This is a genomic window from Cryobacterium sp. 10I1 (assembly GCF_035019805.1).
In the GTDB taxonomy this organism is placed as follows: domain Bacteria; phylum Actinomycetota; class Actinomycetes; order Actinomycetales; family Microbacteriaceae; genus Cryobacterium; species Cryobacterium glucosi.
In genome coordinates this window covers 1-6,172 of the sequence record NZ_JASJVF010000197.1, presented here as the reverse complement: position 1 = coordinate 6,172, position 6,172 = coordinate 1, and the positions used below count along the sequence as shown (strand labels likewise).

At 68.0% G+C, this 6,172-nt stretch carries 6 protein-coding genes; all 6 read left to right on the top strand.

The annotated features are described in order from the left end of the window. The first annotated feature begins 4 nt into the window (after window positions 1–4). Window positions 5–97 (top strand): DUF3516 domain-containing protein, encoded by a 93-nt coding sequence (locus QN345_RS20630; protein WP_416347669.1) that lies wholly within the window; start codon window positions 5–7, stop codon window positions 95–97. 9 nt (window positions 98–106) lie between these two features. Beyond that, the gene (locus QN345_RS14380) at window positions 107–1,042 is read left to right on the top strand and encodes a 4-(cytidine 5'-diphospho)-2-C-methyl-D-erythritol kinase (RefSeq protein WP_134448211.1); all 936 of its coding nucleotides are present in this window, start codon (window positions 107–109) and stop codon (window positions 1,040–1,042) included. 67 nt (window positions 1,043–1,109) lie between these two features. After that, entirely contained in the window at window positions 1,110–2,915 is a 1,806-nt protein-coding gene (locus QN345_RS14375) for an ABC-F family ATP-binding cassette domain-containing protein (protein WP_134448213.1), read from the top strand. A gap of 219 nt (window positions 2,916–3,134) precedes the next feature. Further along, window positions 3,135–4,019, top strand: coding sequence for a MetQ/NlpA family ABC transporter substrate-binding protein (locus tag QN345_RS14370; protein WP_134448331.1), 885 nt, complete (start codon window positions 3,135–3,137; stop codon window positions 4,017–4,019). A gap of 82 nt (window positions 4,020–4,101) precedes the next feature. Continuing rightward, entirely contained in the window at window positions 4,102–5,169 is a 1,068-nt protein-coding gene (locus QN345_RS14365; RefSeq protein ID WP_134558184.1) for a methionine ABC transporter ATP-binding protein, read from the top strand. Further along, window positions 5,169–5,828: a methionine ABC transporter permease gene (locus tag QN345_RS14360; protein WP_134448217.1), complete on the top strand. Its 660-nt coding sequence runs from the start codon at window positions 5,169–5,171 to the stop codon at window positions 5,826–5,828. Before QN345_RS14365 ends, QN345_RS14360 begins: the two co-directional genes overlap by 1 nt. The last annotated feature ends 344 nt before the right edge of the window (window positions 5,829–6,172 follow it).

The window sequence follows — 6,172 nt, the reverse complement described above, 5'->3', positions numbered from 1 at the left end:
GCTCGTGCGCCAGGTCGACTCGAGCCTCCTCGACGAGTGGGAGGAGCTCATCCACCCCGACCTCGAAGCGCACGAGGGGGCTGTGCGGCTGAGCTAGGTTAGAACCATGACCAACGCGGCCACATCTCATGTTGTGCACGCGCGGGCGCCGGGCAAGATCAACGTCTTCCTGAAGGTCGGTGCCGTGCTCGAAGACGGCTACCACGAAGTCGCGACCGCCTACCAGGCCGTGTCGCTCAGCGAAGACGTGCGCGCCTATCCCGCCGACGACTTCTCCTGCGAATTCACCGGCTCGATCGACACCTCCGGCCTTGCGACCGACGGCAGCAACCTCGCGATCCGGGCCGCTCGCGCCCTTGCCCGCCGGTCCGGCTATCGTGGCGGCGTTCATCTCAAACTTGAGAAGAACGTGCCGATCGCCGGGGGAATGGGCGGCGGATCGGCCGACGCCGCCGCAACCCTGCTCGCGTGCGACGCCCTCTGGGGCACCGAGGCGACCCGCGAGGAACTGCTCGCCATCGCCGCGACTCTCGGCGCCGACGTCCCCTTCGCGTTCACGGGCGGCACCGCCGTCGGCACCGGCCGCGGCGACCAGTTGAGCCCCGCGCTCGCCAAGGGCCAGTTCCACTGGGTGCTCGCCCTGGCCGACTTCGGCATGTCCACCCCCGGCGTGTACCAGGAACTCGACCGCCACCGTGAGCGCCATGCCCAGGACATCTTCCCGGCGCAGGCGCAGCCGACGGTCGACGCCAACGTGCTCCAGGCCCTGCGCGCCGGCGATGCCCGGATGCTCGCCGAGTCCCTGCACAACGACCTCCAGGCCCCGGCGCTGCACCTCGCCCCCGGCCTCGGCAAGGTCATCGAGCTCGGCGAGGAGAACGGCGCCCTCGCCGGCATCGTCTCCGGGTCCGGCCCAACGGTCGCGTTCCTCGTGGCGGATGCCGACAGCGCGCTCGAGCTCCAGGTCGCGCTGAGCGCCTCCCGCCTGCACGTGGTGCGGGCGACGGGCCCGGTCCACGGCGCCCGTCTCGTCCACGACTGAGCCGCGGCATCCGCCTGCCCCGACCCGCGCGCCGGGCTCCCAGCCGCGCACGGTAAAGTTGTAAGCTATGGCACATTTGCTCGGGGCCGAGTCCCTGCACCTTGAATACCCCACCCGCGTCATCTTCGACTCCGTCACCGTCGGACTCAACGAGGGCGACCGCATCGGAGTCGTGGGGCGCAACGGTGACGGCAAGTCCACCCTGCTGAGCCTCCTCGCCGGACGCATCGAACCCGACTCCGGCCGCGTCACCCGCCGCCGCGGCGTCACGATCGGCGTGCTCGACCAGTCCGACGCCCTCGCCTCAGGCCAGACCGTCGGCCACACCGTCGTCGGCACCATGGACGAGCACCTCTGGGCCGGGGACGCCAAGGTCCGCGACGTCATCGGCGGACTCGTGCGCGACATCCCCTGGGACGCCCTTGTCGACGACCTTTCCGGTGGCCAGCGCCGCCGGGTCGCCCTCGCCGCCGTGCTGATCGGCGACCACGACGTGATCTTCCTCGATGAGCCCACCAACCACCTCGATGTCGAGGGCATCACCTGGCTCGCCGGGCACCTGCGCAACCGCTGGGCGACGAACTCCGGCGGCCTCGTGGTCGTGACCCACGACCGGTGGTTCCTCGACGAGGTCTGCAACCAGACCTGGGAGGTGCACGACCGTCTGATCGAACCCTTCGAGGGCGGCTACGCCGCGTACATCCTGCAGCGCGTCGAGCGCGACCGGATGAGCGCCGCGACAGAGTCGAAGCGCCAGAACCTGATGAAGAAGGAGCTCGCCTGGCTCCGCCGCGGCGCCCCCGCCCGCACCGCCAAGCCCAAGTTCCGCATCGACGCGGCCAACGAGCTCATCGAGAACGAGCCGCCGCCCCGCGACACCGTCACGATGCAGTCGATGGCGATGCAGCGCCTCGGCAAGGACGTCGTCGACCTCATCGACGTCTCGGTGGACTTCGAGGACAAGCACGTGCTGAAGGACATCACCTGGCGGATCGCCCCCGGGGAACGCACCGGCATCATGGGCGTCAACGGCGCGGGCAAGTCCACGCTGCTGAACCTCGTCGCCGGTACCCTCCAGCCGACGAGCGGCCACGTCAAGCGCGGCAAGACCATCAAGGTCGCCGTGCTCACCCAGCAGCTCTTCGAGCTCGAGGGCATCCAGAACGACCGGGTCAGCGAGGTCATCGGCCGCCAGAAGACGAGCTACATCGCCGGAGGCAAGGAGATCACCCCCGGCCAGATGCTCGAGCGGATGGGCTTCATGAGCGCCCAGCTCGTCACCCAGGTCAAGGACCTCTCCGGTGGCCAGAAGCGCCGCCTGCAGCTGCTGCTGATCGTGCTCGACGAGCCGAACGTGCTCATCCTCGACGAGCCCACCAACGACCTGGACACCGACATGCTCGCGGCCATGGAGGACCTGCTCGACTCCTTCCCCGGCACCCTGCTCGTCGTCTCGCACGACCGGTACCTGATCGAACGCGTCACCGACAACCAGTACGCGGTCACCGAGGGCGGCTTCCGCCACCTGCCCGGCGGCGTCGACCAGTACCTCGAGATGCGCAAGCAGCAGATCAACGACTCCGACAAGCCCGCAGAGGCGAACGCCTCGAACACCTCCGGCGGCAAGCCGGCCAGGAACCTGGCCATCGGCGGCGCAGAGCTCCGCAACGCGCAGAAGGAGCTCGCCTCCATCGAGCGCAAGGTCGCCAAGCAGAAGTCCCGGATCGTGGTGTTGAACCAGAACATGGTCAGCCACGACCAGAACGACTACGCAGGCCTCGGCGAGCTCGGCACCGAGCTGCAGGGTCTCGAATCCTCCATCTCGAGCTTCGAAACTCGCTGGCTCGAACTTTCGACGCTGATCGAGGGTTAAAACCGCGGATGCTGTGACCGCGTGTTACGCAGCGGCGTGCGCGGCGCAGCATCCTTTGTTAACCTGAAGGTGTGCCTCGCGATGCAGCGGCACAGACTCCCACCCCTTCGTGCCGTGGCTTTGCTGTGCCGTCGATTGCCGGGGCCCGTCCACGAGACAGCACTCGCGGCTCTCACCCGCAGCACACCCAAGGGGATTCACCACGTGAAAAAGTCAACTCTGTCCAAGCGCTTGCTCGCGGCTCTCGCGACCGTCCCGCTCCTCGCCCTGCTCGCCGGGTGCGCCGGCGGCACGGCGGATGCCGGCAGCGACAAGACCGTCAAGATCGGCGTCGTCGGCGCGAGCGACCCGTACTGGGCCGTCTACACGAAGGCCGCCGCCGATGCGGGAATCAAGGTCGAGATCGTCGACTTCTCCGCATACGACCAGCCGAACCCCGCGCTGACCGCCGGTGAGATCGACCTCAACCAGTTCCAGCACCTCGTCTACCTCGCGCAGTACAACACGGCGAGCAACGCGGACCTCACCCCGATCGGTTCGACGGCGATCTACCCGCTCGGCCTGTACTCGACGAAGTACAAGAAGGTCAGCGAGATCCAGAAGGGCGACACCATCGCGGTGCCGAACGACGCGAGCAACCTGGCCCGCGCGCTCCTCGTGCTGCAGTCGGCCAAGCTCATCACGCTGAAGGACGGCGGCTCGATCTTCTCGACCCTCGACGACATCGACACGTCGGCCTCCAAGGTCACCGTCACCGCGCTCGAGGCCTCCCTCACCGCGACTTCGCTTCCTGACGTCGCCGGCGCGATCATCAACAACGACTTCGTCGAGAAGGCCGGACTGAAGTTCACCGACGCCCTCGCCAAGGATGACCCGGCCGACCCGACCGCCATCCCCTACGTCAACGTGTTCGTCGCCCGCGCCGCGGACAAGGACAACGCGACCTACCAGAAGCTCGTCCAGATCTATCAGGACACCCAGGCCGTGCAGGACGGCGTGCTCGCCGTCTCCGGCGGCTCCGGTGTTCTCGTGAAGACCCCGGTCGCCGACCTGGTCTCCTCGCTCGCCACGGTCGTCGCGGACACCAAGGCCAACAAGAAGTAGTCGCCCCCGGTTGCCCGGATGCCCGCTTCGCACTCGCGAGGCGGGCATCCGGTGTGAAACCAGAGAATTCCAGGAGAGTTGAATGCCGATCGTCGAATTGCGCGGTGTCAGCAAGATCTACCCACCCCACGAAAAGGGCGGCAGCGACGTCGTCGCGATCGACGACGTCAGCCTGGCCGTCGAGGCCGGCGACGTCTACGGGATCATCGGCTACTCGGGAGCCGGCAAGAGCACCCTCGTGCGCCTCGTGAACGCGCTCGAACGGTCAACGTCCGGAGAGATCCTGATCAACGGACGGGACATCGCCGGCCTGGCAGAGCGCGAACTGCGCAGCGTGCGTCTCGGCATCGGCATGATCTTCCAGCAGTTCAACCTGCTCGGCTCGCGCAGCGTCGCGGCCAACGTGTCCTATCCGCTCGAGGTGGCGCACCGGCCCAAGGCCGAACGCGCCAAGCGGGTCGCCGAGATGCTCGACTTCGTCGGCCTCGCCGACAAGGCCCGCGCGTACCCCGACCAGCTCTCCGGCGGCCAGAAGCAGCGCGTCGGCATCGCCCGCGCCCTCGCGAGCCAGCCCGCCATCCTCCTCGCCGACGAGGCCACGAGCGCCCTCGACCCCGAGACGACCCACGAAGTGCTCGACCTGCTGACCCGGGTCAACCGGGAATTCGGTGTGACGATCATCGTGATCACGCACGAGATGGACGTGATCCAGACGATCGCGAGCAAGGTCGCGGTGATGGACCAGGGCCGGGTCATCGAACGCGGTGACGTGTTCGATGTGTTCTCGAACCCGCAGCAGCCGGCATCCGCCCGGTTCGTCTCGACCGTCGTCAAGGGCATCCCGAGCGCCGACGAGCTCGCCGTGCTGCGCAGACGCCACCCCGGGCGGATCGTGTCCCTCGCCTTCCGCGACAACACGGTCGACCAGGCCCGTGTCTTCGGCGAACTGGCTCGCGCCGGCGTCGCATTCGAGGTCGTCTTCGGCGGCATCAACGAAGTGCAGGGCCGCTCCTTCGGGCATCTCACCCTCGCGCTCAGCGACGCCACGGCGGCGGATGCCCGCACAGCGTCTGCCGGCAGCGCGGACGACCGCATCGATGCGGTCCTCGATCGGATCAGAACACTCACGACCGTCACGGAGGTGCGCTGATGGAATCCCTCATCGAACTGCTGCCCCAGCTCTGGAAGGCCGCAGGGGAGACGCTCTACATCGTCGGCCTCACCCTGTTCTTCGGGGGCCTCGGCGGCCTGATCGTCGGCCTCGGCCTGTACCTGACCCGCGGCGGCAGCCTGCTCGCCAACAAACCCGTGTTCGTGGTGCTGAACCTGCTGGTCAACTTCGTGCGGCCCATCCCGTTCATCATCTTCCTCGCCGCCGCGCAGCCGCTCGCCCGGCTCGTGGTCGGAACCGGAATCGGCAATAACGCGATCATCTTCACGATCTCGCTCGCGGCATCCTTCGCGATGGGCCGTATCGTCGAGCAGAACCTGCTCACCGTGACGCCCGGCGTGATCGAGGCCGCCCGCAGCGTGGGCGCCGGAACGGCCCGGATCATCTTCACCGTGCTCCTGCCCGAGGCGCTCGGTCCGCTGATCCTCGGCTACACGTTCATCTTCGTCGCGCTCGTCGACATGTCGGCGGTCGCCGGCTACGTCGGTGGCGGCGGCCTCGGTAACTTCGCCCTGCTCTACGGGTACCGCCAGTTCAACCCGATCGTGACCTGGGCTGCCGTGCTGCTGATCATCGTGCTCGTCCAGTTGGTGCAGTACCTCGGGAACACGCTGGCGCGAAAGGCGTTCCGCCGCTAGGCGTTCTCGAAACTGTTGCCGGGCCGGACAGCTTCCGTTCACCCCCCGGCAAGGTGACACTCCCGGGCCGGACACCTGAGGCCAGCACAGTATTGCCGGGGCTGGCCCACCCGAGCCGGCACACAGTCTCGACTGCACCCGTCGCTGTTTGGTTCAGGCCGTTGGAGTCGCTGTGTCGCCCCGCCCAAGTGTGGTCTTCTCGGCCTTCCGTTCCAACGCGGACCCGCGCCTGCAGGGCTGGGTCGCCTTCCGGGAGAGCGTTCAGTCCGGTGCCCACCGAACCCGGCGACTACGCGGCCTTCTACCGGGGACTCGCCGACGCGCTGCTGCGCGGTGCGCCTGCT

Bases quoted from the DNA above. Each gene is read 5' to 3' on its own strand.
- QN345_RS14380 (WP_134448211.1), top strand. From the start codon at position 107: ATGACCAACGCGGCCACATCTCATGTTGTGCACGCGCGGGCGCCGGGC.
- QN345_RS14375 (WP_134448213.1), top strand. From the start codon at position 1,110: ATGGCACATTTGCTCGGGGCCGAGTCCCTGCACCTTGAATACCCCACC.
- QN345_RS14365 (WP_134558184.1), top strand. From the start codon at position 4,102: ATGCCGATCGTCGAATTGCGCGGTGTCAGCAAGATCTACCCACCCCAC.
- QN345_RS14360 (WP_134448217.1), top strand. From the start codon at position 5,169: ATGGAATCCCTCATCGAACTGCTGCCCCAGCTCTGGAAGGCCGCAGGG.